The sequence below is a fragment of the Sphingobium sp. BHU LFT2 genome, assembly GCF_018604485.1.
Lineage (GTDB): Bacteria > Pseudomonadota > Alphaproteobacteria > Sphingomonadales > Sphingomonadaceae > Sphingobium > Sphingobium yanoikuyae_A.
Genome location: NZ_JAFCGW010000002.1, coordinates 343,988 through 357,513, shown reverse-complemented (window position 1 = coordinate 357,513; position 13,526 = coordinate 343,988). Strand labels below are relative to the sequence as shown.

Sequence of the window (13,526 nt, the reverse complement as noted above, 5' to 3'; positions counted from 1 at the left end):
TTTAAGCTTTTCCTGCATCATCGCTGCCATGACGAACAGGGCGGCACGGCAATCGGGGATGGGCGATGGATCGCTTCGCTGATCGGCGCTTTGCCGATGGCGCCCGCGAACTTGGCGGGCCAGCGGCCCATATGCCGTCCGGCGCCCATGTCGCGCACAGGACATTATCGTCCAAGATCAAGCATGTCCGCCCACCCGTCATTCACTGGTTCGCGGATTATCGCGGTCGCCTGCTGACTTACTGGGTCGAGGGCGAGGTGCGGGGCGGGGGGCTTCGCATGGGGCTGATGCGCCATGGTTGGCGCAAGGGCTTTGATTCGGTCGATATCGGGATCATCATACGGGCCGCCGCCGCCTCGTCGCAGCCGGAACCGCTGGTCGTTCGCCTGCGTTGCGCAGATGGCGCAAGCCGCTGGTGCCTGCTCCGCATGACGCGGCAGGCAATGCCCGCAGGGGCATGGCGCTGGTATGGAACGGTCGAGGATATGCATGATCGTCGCGACAAACAGGCTGAATTGCTGGAAACCGCACTGGCGGAAAGTCGCGAACATCATCGCTGGTCGGTAGAACTCAGCCCCCAGGTTCCCTGGACCGCCACGCCCGATGGCGCGATCGAGGAGGTCGGGCCGCGCTGGCGCGATCTGACCGGCAGCTCGCCCGAACAGGCGATGGGCGCCGGCTGGATCAACGCCCTGCATCCCGACGACATGGACCGGACGCTGGCGCTATGGCGCGAGCGGCTCCAGTCGGGCGATCCGGTCGATGTCGATTATCGCCTGCGCCTGCGCGACGGCAGCTATCGCTGGATGCGCGCCCGCGCTGCCGCCCGGCGTGATAGCCGGGGCGCGATCATCCGCTGGTATGGCACGCTGGAGGATATCCATAATCAGAAGCTGGCGCAGCAGGCGGTGGCAGAGAGTGAGGAGCATTTCCGCCTCGCGGTGCAGTCGGCGCGGCTCGGCATCTGGGACTATGACGCCCGTTCGGGCCAGCGTAGCTGGTCGGCGGAGTTCCGTGCCATGCTGGGCCTGTCGGCGGATGCGCCGGCGACCACCGAACTGGCCCTGTCGCTGGTGCATCCCGATGATCGGCACAAGCTCAAGGCGATGATGGACGGCGTCGCCGCCAATGTCCTGCCGCCGCATTTCGAGGCGACCCTGCGCGTCCATCGCGCCGACAATGGCGCACTGCGCTGGATCCGCAGCACCGGTTGGGCGACTCGCACCGAAGTCGGCCAGTTGCGCCGGATCATCGTCACCTTCCTGGATGTCACCGAACAGCGCGATGCGGAAGAACGAATCCGCTGGGCCGCCACCCATGATCCCATGACGCGGCTGCCCAACCGGACATTGTGGCAGGGCGTGCTGGAGGAACTGGCGGATCAGGCGCGCCCGACCGGCGCGGGCTTCGGCCTGATGCTGTTCGACATCGATGACCTCAAGCGGATCAACGATTCGCTTGGCCATGACGCGGGCGATGCGCTGCTCTGCGGCTTTGCCGAGCGTCTGGCTGCGGCGGCGCCGTCCGATGCGGTGGTCGGGCGCCTCGGCGGCGACGAGTTCGGCCTGATCGCTGCCTCGCTGGTGGATAGTGCGACCGTGCAGGCGTGCAGCCAGGCGATATTGGACAAGATGCGGGTGCCCTTCGCCTATCAGGGGCAATTGCTCGAAGCCGGGGTCAGTGTCGGGGGCGCCGTGTTCGGCGAACATGGCGACGATGCGCACGAACTGTTCAAAGCGGCCGATCTGGCGCTCTATGCGTCGAAGGCGAGCGGCCGCAGCCGGCTCACCATGTTCCATTCCCAGTTGCGCGCCGACGCGCAGCAGCGCAGTTCGATGATCCACATGGCGCGCCAGGTGATCGCCGAGCGGCTGGTCGAGCCCTATTATCAGCCCAAGGTCGACATGCGCAGCGGGCAGGTGCTGGGCTATGAGGCGTTGCTGCGCTGGCAGCATCCCCGGCTCGGTGTCCAGGCGCCCGCCACCATTGCTGCCGCCTTCGAGCATGGCGAACTGGCCATCCGCCTGACCGACCTCATGCTCGACGCGGTGCTGCACGACATGGCGGCCTGGCTCGGGATAGGCTTCGATCCCGGCCGGGTGGCGGTCAATGCCTCGGCGGCGGATCTGCTCCAGGCCGATTTCGCCGATCATGTCCTGGCCCGGCTGGACCAGCATGGCGTGCCGGCTCAGAATTTCGAGATCGAAGTGACCGAGTCGGTCTTCCTCGGCCGCGGCGCCGATCAGGTCGCGCGCGCGCTTGATCGGTTCGCGCGCGGCGGGGTACGCATCGCCCTCGACGATTTCGGCACCGGCTTCGCCTCGCTCAGCCATCTCAAGCAATATCCGGTCAATGTGCTGAAGATCGACCGCAGCTTCGTCAGTCATGTCGACAGCGATGCCGGCGACGCCGCCATCGTCGACGCCGTCATCAAGCTGGGCAGCAGCTTCCGCATGGAGGTGGTGGCCGAAGGCGTGGAGACCGCCGAACAGGCGGCGCTGCTGCTCCAGCATGGCTGCCATATCGCGCAGGGCTATCATTATGGCCGGCCGCAGCCCGCCGCCTCGGTCCTGGCTGCGCGCGGCGTCGCGCCTATCGCGCCGAAAAAGTGACCGCCTCTATCTTGTTGCCGTCGGGATCGCGCACGAAGGCACCATAATAATGCTCGTCATATTGCGGCCGCACGCCCGGCGGTCCGGCATCACTGCCGCCCAACTCCAGCGCCAGTCGATGAAATCCGTCGACCGCGCCGCGATCGGCCGCGACGAAGCAGATATGGATGCCGTTGCCGGCGCTCGCGGGCGCGCCATCGACCGGCGTCTCGACGCTGAACACCACGTCGGTCACGCCATAGTCGAGCGAATGGGGGTGGTCGCGCAGGCTGCGATAGCCCAGCAGCGCCATCAGCGGGTCGTAGAAGGCCCGCGCCCGCACCACATCATTGGTGCCCACCGATACATGATGCAGCATTGTGCCACTCCCGTCGCCTGATCCCGCCCGTCAACGCACCAACCCATGGTTGCGGTTCCGGACGGTTCAGCGCGGCGCGGCCTCGGTCGCGTAGCGGGTGGTGGCCTGGGTCGTGCCGTCGGGATTGATGATGATGGTCGTCACCAGCGGCGGCGGATAATAGAAGCCGCCCGAAATATAGCCGCCCGGCGGCAGGCCGGGCACCGGCGGGGCGGCCGACACGACGGTCGTGGTCGCCGGCTGGTTCGACCAGTGCGTGCCGCTCGTCGCTGCCACCGGAACTGGCGGAGCCGTTGGAGCCGCCGCAACAGTCTCCACCGTCGTTGCGCTCGGGCTGACGGCGCTGCTGGCATAGGCCGGCGCATCATAGTCCACGCCGGGGCGGCTGGACGGGGCGGGCTGCGCCGCGGGGCTATAGGTCACCATGTCGTCGGGCGCACCATAGCCGGCCTCGCCACCGGAACTGGCGATGACGGCCGGCTGCGCCGTACCCTCTTCATAGCCGCCCTCATAGCGCGACCAGTCGATGCCACTGCGCACGTCGCGGACCCGGCCATATTGGTCGGTCATCACCGCATCGTCATAATAGCGCGACCAGCCATAGCCGGTGGTCGGCGCCGGCAGGCCATAGACGCCATAATTGGCGATGAAGAAGCGCGGATGGACCCAGTAAGCGGGCAGGGCAAAGCCCACGCGTGGCCGCTGATAGCTTTGCCAGCCGCCTGGTGCTGCCCAACCGGCATACCAGCGCCCATCATAGCGCGGCCCCCAGCGATGGGCGGTGGCAGTCGTTGTCGTCGCCGTGGTGGTGGTGCGGACCACGCTGGTGCCGGACGTCGCTGGCGCCTGCGCGGCAACCGGTCCTGCAAGGCTGGCGATCAGCGCCATGGCGCTGCTGGCGAAGAATAAGCGCGCGGCCATCATCATGCTCCCTGTTCCTGCAGGGGCGTCAGGCCGCCCGCACGGTCATCATGCTAACGCGGAAATTAGCATGACGATCCGTGCAACGCCATGTTCGGCTTACGAAATCCTGTCCCGGAACGGGGCAGGGCAGCGATCAGCCGATGCGGCCGGCGACCCGCGCGACCAGCGCTTCCAGCCCCTGCTGGTCGGCACTGTCGAACCGGGCGGGGCGGGGGCTGTCCAGGTCCAGCACGCCGATCAGCCGGCCGTCATGCACCACCGGCACGACGATCTCGGACGCGCTCGCCGCGTCGCAGGCGATATGGCCGGGGAAGGCATGGACATCGGCCACCAACTGCGTCTCGCGCGTCTGGGCAGCCGTGCCACACACGCCGCGGCCCAACGGGATGCGGATGCAGGCCGCCTTGCCCTGGAACGGGCCAAGCACCAGCTCATCCTCGACCATGCGATAGAAGCCTGCCCAGTTGAGGTCGGGCAGGAACTGCCAGATCAGCGCCGACAGGTTCGCCATATTGGCGACCGCATCGGGCTCGTCGCGGGTCAGCGCATCGGCAGCGGACAGAAGATCGGCGTAAAGCGTCGCCTTGTCGGCGTCGGCAGCGGGGGCGAAATCATACATGGGCACGCATATAGGATGGCCCGCACCGCTCGGCCAGAGGCTAGGATGTCGGGAGGGGATTATCGATCAATCGCCGCTTGAGAGGGGCCGGCAACAGCAGATCTGCGTAGGACATGCCCGTGTAGCAGCGTATCTGGACGACAAGGCCGGCAAGCAGGGCGATCGGCGCAATGAGGTTCCACGCCATCACCAGCAACGGCGCGGCAAAGGCCATCCACAGGATGATCCGCTCGTTGCGATGAAGCGCGTGCCATTGGCCATAAAGCAGGATCGCGAAGCCAAGGCAGCAAACCGTCAGATCATAGTTGAAGATATAGGGGGTGATCAGGGCCGTCGCGCTGGCCGTGATGAAGGCCAGTTGATGGACGGTGCAGTGACGCGCGCGCCAGACCAGGTAGAGCGCGTTGCCCGCAAACAGGGTCTGGGCCAGCAGCGGCAGCCAATAAGGCCCCTCGCGCAGCGCGACATAGACCGATGTCATCATGAAGAAGTAGAATTTCTCGCCCTCTGCGGTCATGATCCGGGTCTGGAGGGCCGAGGTATCCGTCAGCCAGGTGGGCCAGAGATCGAAGCCGAATGCCATGCCGCTCAGCCCGATCAGCCCCAGGGTGACGGCGAGTGCAGCGCCTATCGCCCGGAAGGCCCTGCGATGGACCAGCGTCAGGGCAATCAGCAGGCCCAGATGGGGCTTGAGCGTCAGCAGCCCGGCGACAAGGCCCGCGCGGACCGGCGCATGGCGCAACTGGGCGAAGAACAGCAGCCACAGGCCGCCAATGACGAACCCATAATGGCCGACCCAGATATTGACGATCGCCGCCGGCGTCAGCAGCGCAAGCCAGGGGGACAGGCCGGCCGGTATGTAGGGACGGGCCGCCCAGGCAAAGAAGATGGCGCCAAGGCCCGTCCACAGGGCGAGCGCAACCGGATAGGGAAACAGCGCAAAGGGTATCGCCAGGAACAGGCTATGCGGAGGATAGGAGTAGTTCAGCATCTCCAGCGGGCCGAAAAGCCCGGCCTGCCAGTCCATATAGGCCTGAAAATCATAGAGACGCTCAAGCTGGCCGGTCAGTGCGAGCGTTCCGCCGGACCAGACATTGAGGAAATCGCGGCCGATCAGAAGTCGGGCTTCGGGCAGGTGCAGGCCGTCAAGCTGGCGCAAATCCGAGAGGATCAGGAAGACGCCCAGGAAGGTGGCGGCAACCCACATGAACCAGTTCCAGGGGCGCGGTGGCAGAAGAATAGGGCGTTCGGCCGGCATGGCATCCTCGGGAAGCTGGGAACGCGTTCCTGCGTCCCATTCTCCCTAGCAAGGCAATGATGGTTAATTCGTAAATGGCCGCTAAATTCAGTCCATCCTGACCCGGCCGCGTCCCTGTTTCACGGCTGCACGCTTGACCTTGCCGTCGACGCGGCGCTTCTGCGATGCCTTGGTCGGCTTGGTCGGGCGCCGCTTCTTGGGCACGATCGTCGCCTCGCGGATCAGCGCGAACAGCCGCTCGCGCACCTCCTGCCGGTTGAGCAGCTGCGATCGCGCGCCCTCGCTGCGCAGGATCAGTACGCCGTCGCGGGTCATGCGCGATCCGGCCAGATCCGCCAGCCGCTGCTTCACTACATCGGGCAGGCCGGGCGAAGCGGCGACGTCGAAGCGCAGCATCACCGCGCTGTCGGTGGTGTTCACATGCTGGCCGCCAGGCCCCGACGCACGCGCGAAGCTCTCGACAATCTCGTCGCTGTCGATCGCGATGGAGCGGGTGACGGGGATGGCGACCATGGCGCAGGGCCGGGGCTTACAGCCCGGCTTCCTCCAATATCTCGGGGCCGAAGCCTGCATCGACGAAGCTCTGCGGCAGCGGCGCGGTCGCCTGCGCGGGCGGCTTGTTGTCGCCGCGCGGCACGCTCAGGAAGCGGCTGTGCAGCAGCATCGCGCCCTGTCCGTCGCCATAGACCGGGTCGCCGACGATGCCGAAGCCCAGCCCATGCTGGGCATGGACGCGGATCTGGTGAGTGCGGCCGGTTTCCGGCGTGAAGGCGATCAGCGCGCGGCCGTCCTTCACCGCCAGCTTGCGCCAATGGGTGACGGCGGGCTTGCCGGCCTTCGCCGCGATCATGCGCCAGCCCTGGCTCGGCGTGCTCACCTTCTTGAGCGACAGGGCGATAGTGCCCTCATCTGCCTCGGGCACGCCCTCCAGCACCGCGACATAGCGCTTCTCGACCGTGCCGGCCTCGAACGCGGCGGCAAAGCGCTTGTGCGCCTTGGGATTGCGCGCCAGCAGCAGGCAGCCGCTGGTGTCGCGGTCCAGCCGGTGGACCGCCAGCGGCCAGCGCTGGAAGCCGAAGGTCAGCGAGGCGAGGTGGTTTTCAAGGCTGATCGATCCGTCGCGCGGCGCGTCGACCGGCAGGCCGGCCGGCTTGTCGAGGATGATGGCCTCGCCATCGATGAACAGCACTTTGTCGCTAAGCAGGGTCAAATATCAATCCGATCGGGAAATCTGGCGTCCGGGTAATCTGGTTGGGCGATTGACGCCCACGTCGCATCCTATAGGGCGTGGAACCGATGGAGAATAGGGGCCTTGCCTATCAACATGCGCCGCAGCGGCTCGACTGGGTCGATGTCGCGCGCGGCATCGGCATCATCGCCGTGGTGGTCGGCCATGTCTGGACGCGCGGACCCTTGCGCGACGCCATGTACAGCTTCCACATGCCGCTCTTCTTCCTGCTGTCGGGCATGCTCTCGCGGCCGCATCCCGTCGGCCCCTTCACCCGGCGGCAACTGGTCAGCCAGATGCGGCCCTATGCCATCTTCCTCGCGCTGCTGATCCTGGCCGATCAGATCATCGAACCGGCCAAGGGCAATCTGCCGATCTTCCACCAATGGCCGCGCGATCTGCTGCCGATCCTGCTTGGCGGCTATTGGCTGCGCGGGCCCTATACCATCTTCTGGTTCGTGCCCTGCCTGATGCTGGCGCGCATCCTGTTCAACCTCGCGCTCAACCGCTGGCCCGATCCGCGCGATCGGCGCTGGGCATTGCTGCTGATCCCGGTGCTGCTGCTCGCCTATGCCATTGGCTATGTCACGCCGGCTTCGCCGATCGGCCTGCTGAGCGTGCCGATGGCGATGATCCTGCTCTGGGTCGGCGCGCTCTGGCCCCGACTGCACTGGCGCAATTTCTGGATAGCGCCACTCGGCCTGCTCGCGCTGGCGGGCCTTGCCGGCTGGCTACCGACGCTCAACATGAAGGCGGCCGACTATGGCTGGCCCTTGCTCTCGATCGGATCGGGCATCGCGACGTCGCTGCTGCTGTTCCGCCTCTCTGCACGGCTCGCGCCAGTCGCCACCCCGCTCGCCGCGCTTGGCCGGGCGTCACTGGTCATCATGTATCTGCACGTCGCGATCATCCATTATGGCACGCCCTATCTGACCAGGCCCTGGCTGTTGGTTCTGGCGCTGCTGGCACCCTTCGCCCTGTGGCACCTCATTCGCCTGTCCCCGCGCCTCAGCCGTTGGATGCTCTAGGGGAAGGACGGCGTCGACGCTGGCCAGGATCGCCAGCCGGCCAGGAAGAAGGCGATGGCCGCCATGGCGCGCGCATGCGTCCGGTCTGAAACGCCGGCCGGCTCGATCCCCTGCGCCGCCCGGTCCAGCGCCTCGCCGGCAACCAGCCGCACGAACATGTCCGCGCCCAGCCTGACGGTCTCTGCCGGCCGGCCGCCATCCTCGGCCAGGATGGCCGCGATCGCCGTGCTCGCCCGCTGGAACGGGCCATCGACGCTGAGCGCGAGCCCCGGCTGACGCGCAGCCTCGGCCACGATCATGCGATACAGCGCGATCGCATGGGGATTGAGCAGCCAGCCGAGCAATATCTCGCCCGCCGCCTGCAAGCGCTGTTCCAGCGGACCGGCCTCGACCCGCGCCAGATTGGGCATGCCCGACTGGCGGGCCAGGCGCTCGACCACCTCTACGAACAGGTCCGACTTGGTCCGGGCGCGGCGATAGAGGGTGCGCTTGGTCACCCCGGCGCGGCGGGCGATGGCCTCCATGCTGGCCCCCTGGAAACCGGCCTCGATGAAGGTCGCCAATGCCGCATCCAGCATCGTCGCTTCAATCTGTTCGGCCGCCTCGCGCGATGGCCGGCCGGTCGGCCGCGCCGATCCGTCGCTTCCTGATCCGTCAGCCCGCTGGCTGGTGTCGGCGGCCATCCCTGCTTTCCTTCCATTTGGCTCCGGCATAAAAGGATACGGAACCGGATACTTTGAGTCGAGTTTATTTCCCATCGGTCATGCCGTCGCCCGGCGGCGATAATCAAGGAGCAGTTGGAATGGCGTTGTTTCAGGATCGGGTCGCGATCGTCACCGGCGGTGCATCGGGCATCGGCGAAGCGGTGGTGAAGGATTTGCTGGCGGAAGGGGCGAAGGTCGTCATCGCCGATTTCGACGAAGCGGGGGCACAGCGTCTCGCGCAATCCTGTGGCGAGGATCGGGCGCGCGCCTTCAAGGTCGATGTCAGCGATGCACAGGCGGTCAGCGCCAGCGTCGATTTTGCCGTCAAAACCTTCGGCGGACTGCATCTGGCGGTCAATAATGCCGGGATCGGCGCGCCGTCCACGCCGCTGGCCGACATCGCCATCGATGACTGGCACCGGGTCGTCGGCGTCGATCTGCACAGCGTCTTCTACGGCATGAAATATCAGATCCCGGCGATGCTGAAATCCGGTGGCGGCGCGATCGTCAACATGGCCTCGATCCTGGGCGCGGCCGGTTGGGCCGGCTCCGCCGCCTATGTGACGTCCAAGCATGCGGTCGTCGGCATGACCAAGACCGCCGCGCTGGACTATGCCGGCCAGGGTATCAGGGTGAATGCGGTCGGGCCGGCCTTTGTCGAAACCCCGGCGCTCGGCAAGACCATGACCGATGCGGAACGGGCCGTCCTCGCCGGCCTGCATGCGTTCGACAGGCTGGCGCGCCCGGAGGAGATCGCTGCCATGACCAGCTTCCTCCTGTCCGACCGCGCCTCCTTCATGACCGGAACCTATTATCCGGTCGATGGCGGCTATCTGGCGCGCTGACGGCGCGGGGCGTCAGCCCTGCTGGATCAGCGACAGGCGGTGATCCTCGCCGGCGCGGGCGACCAGGGCATAGGCGGCCTGGGCGATCACCTGAGCCTGGCTCAGCGCGGCGGCATCCTCCTGCTGGGCGGGGGCGACCGGGTCGGCGACGGCCGATGCCGCCGGCGACGCATAATAGCCCGCGTCGGACAATTGCGTGTCCAGCGTGGTTTCCGGCGCCGCGACGGCCTGCGATCGCGGCGCTGGCATGGGCGCGCTATAGGTCAGGGGCGACAGCGAAGGTGACACGGAAACACCGTCGCTGACGACGGCGGCTGCTTCGCTCGCGATCACCGGCGCCGGCGCGGTCGCTGCGGCAGTTGGTGTCGTTTCGACCGCCGGCTGGACGCTGGCGACCGGCTCGCTTGCCGCAACCGGCGTGGTGGCCGCCGGTGTGCTCGCCTCTGTCACTTTCGCTGTCGTGCTGCCGCTATTCTGGTTCGCCTGCCGAACCTTTTCGGCAAATTCTTCCATCGCCTTCTTGAACTGGCCCCAGCCATTGCCTGAGCCGCCGATCGCACCAACCATCTCTGTTTCGCTCCCGGTCCCCGATCCTGCCATGGCGCGGCGGGGGCTGCGAATTTGACAAGGAACGGGCTTATCCGGCGATTAAGCATTCAGTGCAGATGGCGCAGCTTGTCCGGGTTGCGCATGATGTAGATGGCGGTCACCTGGCCATCCTCTATGTCCAGTGCGGTGGTCTGCAACTCGCCATCGGCCTCGCGCGTGACGAAGCCGGGCAGGCCGTTGACCATGCAGGTGCGCAGCAGGGTCGATCCATATTTGCCGAACAGCACCGCCAGCGCCTTGTGGACCTGCATCACCTGGCCATGGCCGATCGCCGGGCGGATCGCGGCCGGGCGCTTGCCGCCGCCATCGCTGTGGAAACTGACATCCTGCGCCAGCAGTGCACCCAATGTGCTCATGTCGCCGCTGCGCGACGCGGCGAAGAAGGCGCCGGCAATCTCCAGCCCGCGCTGTTTCTCGATCTGGAAACGGGGGCGGGCGTCGCGGACATGATCGCGCGCGCGGGCGGCGAGCTGACGACAGGCGGCAGCATCGCGCCGGATGGTCCTCGCCACCTCGTCAAAGGCGAGGCCGAACACATCATGCAGCAGGAAGGCGGCCCGCTCCAGCGGCGACAGTCGCTCCAATGCCAGCATCAGCGGCAGGGTGACGTCCTCTTCCTCATCAGCCTCTTCGACCACCGGCTCGGGCAGCCAGGGGCCGACATAGGTTTCGCGCTGCGCCCGCGCCGATTTCATCTGGTCGAGGCAGAGCCGGGTGACGATGCGGCGGAGAAAGGCTTCGGGCTCGCGCACCGCGCCATGGTCGGTGCCCATCCAGCGAATGAAGGCATCCTGCACCACATCCTCGGCATCGGCGACCGATCCCAGCATGCGATAGGCCACCCGGATCAGGCGAGGACGCAGCGGGTCGAAGCGCGCCGCCGCGTCCGTCTGCGTCCCCCGCGCCATCAGGCTGCTGCCTTCATCGGCATGTCATACCAGAGGTTGAAGCCGACGGCGATGCGGTTCCAGCCATTGATGATGTTGATCATCAGGGTCAGCTTCACCTGCTCCTCCTCGGTGAACTCCCAGTTCAGCGCTTCCCTGGCGGCTTCATGGGCATGACCCTTGGCAATCTCGGTCAGCGCCTCGGTCCAGGCCAGCGCGGCGCGCTCGCGGTCGGTATAGCAGGGCGCCTCGCGCCAGGCCGACAGCAGGTAGATGCGCTGTTCGCTCTCGCCCTTCTCGCGCGCTTCATAGGTGTGCATGTTGATGCAGTTGGCGCAGCCGTTGATCTGCGACGAACGGATCTTCACCAGTTCGATCAGGCTCGGCTCCAGGCTGTCGGCGATGGCGGTGGAGAGGGCGGTCCAGCTCTTCATCAGCTGCGGCGCGGCGGCATAGGGATTGATCTTGTCGGTCATGATACAGCTCCTTTGCTTGCTATTGCTGACATGACGAGACGGCCGTGCCCGATGTGACATGGGCAGCAATTTTTTTCGCAAGGGTCGAAAATATTTTGCCGATTCCGGCTCTGGACAGGGGGCAGGGGCAGGCGCTAGCGGCCGCGCCCTATGTCTATCATTGCCACCATCATGAACACGGCCACCGGCCAGCCCATCCAGAAGATGAAGTTCGAGCGCATGCCCAAGCCCTGGGTCTCGCTGAACCTTGAAAATGGCGAACTGGTCGCCGCCGACCGCGTCGTCGTCGGCAAGCCCGCGCCGGGCAAGTTCATCACCCCGGTCGAAGTCTGGGTCACGCCCAAGACGCTGGGATAATAAAACGCAAAAGGAGCTGGCGCGCAGTCCCGGCGTGCCAGCTCCCTACAACCTGATGGCGCACCCATGCGACCGAAGAACGCAGCCAGGCTGCGTTCCCCAGACGGCGCGGGTTGCGATTAACCGTGCAATTTGATCGCGGTTTCGGCGATCCGGCGGCCCTGATAGCGGGCGCCGTCCAGTTCTTCCTCGCTCGGCTGGCGGCTGCCGTCGCCATCGGCCAGGGTGGTCGCGCCATAGGGCGAACCGCCGCGTACCTTGTCGACGCCCATCTGACCGGCAAAGCCATAGTCCAGGCCGACGATCGTCATGCCGAAATGCAGCAGGTTGGTGATGATCGAGAAGAGGGTGACCTCCTGGCCGCCATGCTGCGACGCGGTCGAGGTGAAGGCGCCACCGACCTTGCCATTGAGTGCGCCGCGCGCCCACAGGCCGCCGGCCTGATCCAGGAAGGCCGCCATCTGGCTCGACATGCGGCCAAAACGGGTGCCGGTGCCGATGATGATCGCGTCATAATCTGCCAGTTCGGCGACGGTCGCGACCGGGGCGTCCTGGTCCAGCTTGAAATGGGCCGCCTTGGCGACTTCCAGCGGTGCGGTTTCGGGCACGCGCTTGATGTCGACCTGCGCGCCGGCGGCGGCGGCACCTTCGGCCATGGCCTTGGCCATCGTTTCGATATGCCCGTAGGACGAATAATAGAGAACCAGAACCTTAGCCATTGTCACGTCTCCTCATCTGAAACTGAAAAGTTGAAAGGGTGGTCGCCCGCACAAGGGAGGGAGCATGCGGGCGACCCGGACCGGTCCGTCTGGGGGAGGGGATTAACGAACCGGCGCGTAAGCTTCATGTCTATTCGCTGTCGACCAGGACGATTTCGCTGTCCTCGACCGCGGTGATGGTGATGGGCGCGCCGCCGATGATGGCCGCGCCGTCCCGTGCCTCGAAGGTCTGGCCATCGATCTCGATCCGGCCCGTCGCCGGGACCAGATAGAGATGGCGACCTTCGCCGGCCTCATAGGTCACGCTGTCGCCGGCCTTGATCGTGCCGCCCAGCAGCCGGGCGTCGGCCCGGATGCGCAGCGCTTCCTTGTCCTCGTCATGGCCGCTGGCCAGCACGACCAGCTTGCCGGAGCGATCACCCTTCGGGAAGGGCTTGGCGCCCCAGCTGGGCGATCCGCCGACCGAGCGGGGAATGACCCAGATCTGGAACAGGGTGGTGGTCTCGTCCTCCAGATTATATTCGGCATGGCGGATGCCGGTGCCGGCCGACATCACCTGGACATCGCCCGCCTCGGTGCGGCCCTTGTTGCCCAGGCTGTCCTGGTGGGTGATCGCGCCGGTGCGGACATAGGTGATGATCTCCATGTCGCTGTGCGGGTGCGGCGGAAAGCCCGAGCGCGGACCGATCTCGTCGTCGTTCCATACCCGGATCGCGCCCCAGCCCATGCGGGCGGGATCATAGTAATTGGCGAAGGAAAAATGATGCCGTGCGTTCAGCCAGCCATGGTCGGCATGGCCGAGCGACGCGAACGGGCGGCGCTCGATGCGGCTCGCGGTTGTCGTGCTCATGGGGTCTGCCTTTCGATTGCGATGCCGGATGCTTCCGGCTTGCTTTCCGACA

At 66.3% G+C, this 13,526-nt stretch carries 16 protein-coding genes; 4 read left to right on the top strand and 12 right to left on the bottom strand.

Annotation, left to right across the window (positions count from 1 at the left end):
• The first annotated feature begins 65 nt into the window (after positions 1-65).
• Positions 66-2,612 (top strand): sensor domain-containing protein, encoded by a 2,547-nt coding sequence (locus tag JQK15_RS06890; RefSeq protein WP_214864418.1) that lies wholly within the window; start codon positions 66-68, stop codon positions 2,610-2,612.
• On the opposite strand, the gene JQK15_RS06885 is transcribed toward JQK15_RS06890, so the two are convergent.
• The 6 genes from JQK15_RS06885 to JQK15_RS06860 all read right to left on the bottom strand — a co-directional run bounded on the left by JQK15_RS06885 (position 2,593) and on the right by JQK15_RS06860 (position 6,981).
• Positions 2,593-2,970, bottom strand: coding sequence for a VOC family protein (locus JQK15_RS06885; RefSeq protein WP_214864416.1), 378 nt, complete (start codon positions 2,968-2,970; stop codon positions 2,593-2,595). The two genes, JQK15_RS06890 and JQK15_RS06885, sit on opposite strands and share 20 nt — an antisense overlap.
• A gap of 66 nt (positions 2,971-3,036) precedes the next feature.
• Positions 3,037-3,891, bottom strand: coding sequence for an RcnB family protein (locus JQK15_RS06880; RefSeq protein ID WP_251007618.1), 855 nt, complete (start codon positions 3,889-3,891; stop codon positions 3,037-3,039).
• Positions 3,892-4,027: 136 nt separating this feature from the next.
• Entirely contained in the window at positions 4,028-4,513 is a 486-nt protein-coding gene (gene msrC, locus JQK15_RS06875) for a free L-methionine (R)-S-oxide reductase MsrC (protein ID WP_004212182.1), read from the bottom strand.
• 40 nt (positions 4,514-4,553) lie between these two features.
• Positions 4,554-5,771, bottom strand: a complete 1,218-nt coding sequence (locus JQK15_RS06870) for a glycosyltransferase family 87 protein (protein ID WP_214864413.1) — start codon at positions 5,769-5,771, stop codon at positions 4,554-4,556.
• A gap of 87 nt (positions 5,772-5,858) precedes the next feature.
• Positions 5,859-6,284: an alternative ribosome rescue aminoacyl-tRNA hydrolase ArfB gene (gene arfB, locus JQK15_RS06865; protein WP_010339963.1), complete on the bottom strand. Its 426-nt coding sequence runs from the start codon at positions 6,282-6,284 to the stop codon at positions 5,859-5,861.
• A 16-nt stretch (positions 6,285-6,300) separates the two neighbouring features.
• A complete protein-coding gene (locus tag JQK15_RS06860) occupies positions 6,301-6,981 on the bottom strand; it encodes an RluA family pseudouridine synthase (RefSeq protein ID WP_010339964.1) in 681 nt (226 codons plus the stop codon).
• Positions 6,982-7,067: 86 nt separating this feature from the next.
• On the opposite strand from JQK15_RS06860, the gene JQK15_RS06855 reads away from it, so the two are divergent.
• Positions 7,068-8,027, top strand: a complete 960-nt coding sequence (locus JQK15_RS06855) for an acyltransferase family protein (protein ID WP_214864411.1) — start codon at positions 7,068-7,070, stop codon at positions 8,025-8,027.
• Here JQK15_RS06855 and JQK15_RS06850 read toward each other — a convergent pair.
• Complete coding sequence (locus JQK15_RS06850) at positions 8,024-8,710, bottom strand: TetR/AcrR family transcriptional regulator (RefSeq protein ID WP_214864409.1); 687 nt, start codon at positions 8,708-8,710, stop codon at positions 8,024-8,026. The genes JQK15_RS06855 and JQK15_RS06850 overlap by 4 nt on opposite strands.
• A gap of 119 nt (positions 8,711-8,829) precedes the next feature.
• On the opposite strand from JQK15_RS06850, the gene JQK15_RS06845 reads away from it, so the two are divergent.
• Positions 8,830-9,576, top strand: coding sequence for an SDR family NAD(P)-dependent oxidoreductase (locus JQK15_RS06845; RefSeq protein WP_161732402.1), 747 nt, complete (start codon positions 8,830-8,832; stop codon positions 9,574-9,576).
• 12 nt (positions 9,577-9,588) lie between these two features.
• Here JQK15_RS06845 and JQK15_RS06840 read toward each other — a convergent pair whose 3' ends face one another.
• The 3 genes from JQK15_RS06840 to JQK15_RS06830 all read right to left on the bottom strand — a co-directional run bounded on the left by JQK15_RS06840 (position 9,589) and on the right by JQK15_RS06830 (position 11,548).
• The gene (locus JQK15_RS06840) at positions 9,589-10,143 is read right to left on the bottom strand and encodes a hypothetical protein (protein ID WP_214864407.1); all 555 of its coding nucleotides are present in this window, start codon (positions 10,141-10,143) and stop codon (positions 9,589-9,591) included.
• 89 nt (positions 10,144-10,232) lie between these two features.
• A complete protein-coding gene (locus JQK15_RS06835; RefSeq protein ID WP_214864406.1) occupies positions 10,233-11,093 on the bottom strand; it encodes a sigma-70 family RNA polymerase sigma factor in 861 nt (286 codons plus the stop codon).
• Positions 11,093-11,548 (bottom strand): carboxymuconolactone decarboxylase family protein, encoded by a 456-nt coding sequence (locus JQK15_RS06830; RefSeq protein WP_214864404.1) that lies wholly within the window; start codon positions 11,546-11,548, stop codon positions 11,093-11,095. The genes JQK15_RS06835 and JQK15_RS06830 overlap by 1 nt, the downstream gene beginning before the upstream one ends.
• Before the next feature lie 171 nt (positions 11,549-11,719).
• Between JQK15_RS06830 and JQK15_RS06825 the strand changes: the two genes are divergently transcribed.
• Positions 11,720-11,905, top strand: a complete 186-nt coding sequence (locus JQK15_RS06825) for a hypothetical protein (RefSeq protein WP_251007617.1) — start codon at positions 11,720-11,722, stop codon at positions 11,903-11,905.
• Between the two features lie 119 nt (positions 11,906-12,024).
• Here JQK15_RS06825 and wrbA read toward each other — a convergent pair whose 3' ends face one another.
• The gene (gene wrbA, locus JQK15_RS06820) at positions 12,025-12,624 is read right to left on the bottom strand and encodes an NAD(P)H:quinone oxidoreductase (RefSeq protein ID WP_004212197.1); all 600 of its coding nucleotides are present in this window, start codon (positions 12,622-12,624) and stop codon (positions 12,025-12,027) included.
• A 130-nt stretch (positions 12,625-12,754) separates the two neighbouring features.
• Positions 12,755-13,474, bottom strand: coding sequence for a pirin family protein (locus tag JQK15_RS06815; protein WP_069337233.1), 720 nt, complete (start codon positions 13,472-13,474; stop codon positions 12,755-12,757).
• Between the last annotated feature and the right edge of the window lie 52 nt (positions 13,475-13,526).